The following is a 496-nucleotide window of genomic DNA, read 5'->3' as shown; positions in this document are numbered from 1 at the left end:
GGCAAAGCGCATGCAGCTCACGCCCGGCTTCCTGTCGCGCGGCCATGGCGGTTCCTTCGCCAAGCCGCATGTCGTCGATGCGCATCACGACGCGGCCAAGCATGTCGGCGACGAGCCGCTGCTGCTTGCCGAACATGCGCCGGTCGCGGTGACGGCCAACCGCGCCGCCGGCGCCAAACTGCTGATGGCAGAGCATGGCTGCGACTTCCTGATCATGGATGACGGTTTCCAGTCGGCGCGCATCCACATCGACTACGCGCTGGTCGTGGTCGACGCGCGTTTCGGCATCGGCAATGGCCGCGTCATTCCGGGCGGGCCGCTCCGGGCCAAGATCGTCGATCAGCTGGTGTTCACCGGCGGCTTGCTGAAGATGGGCGAGGGGAGCGCCGCCGATACGGTGGTGCGCCAGGCGGCGCGCGCCGGCCGGCCGATCTTTTTGGCCCATGTCGAGCCGGCGAACCCGGCGCGCTTCGCCGGCGGGCGCTTCCTTTCCCTT

The 496-nt window shown here is 69.0% G+C and carries 1 protein-coding gene; it reads left to right on the top strand.

Annotated elements, in window-relative coordinates; all coding sequences use genetic code 11:
• On the top strand, positions 1-496 hold a 496-nt coding region (locus EOA75_RS33695), incomplete at both ends, for a tetraacyldisaccharide 4'-kinase (protein ID WP_206517146.1).

This window comes from Mesorhizobium sp. M1A.F.Ca.IN.022.07.1.1 (assembly GCF_003997575.1).
In the GTDB taxonomy this organism is placed as follows: domain Bacteria; phylum Pseudomonadota; class Alphaproteobacteria; order Rhizobiales; family Rhizobiaceae; genus Mesorhizobium.
Note: the sequence above shows the minus strand (reverse complement) of the source record. Positions and strands in the feature narration are given on the sequence as shown.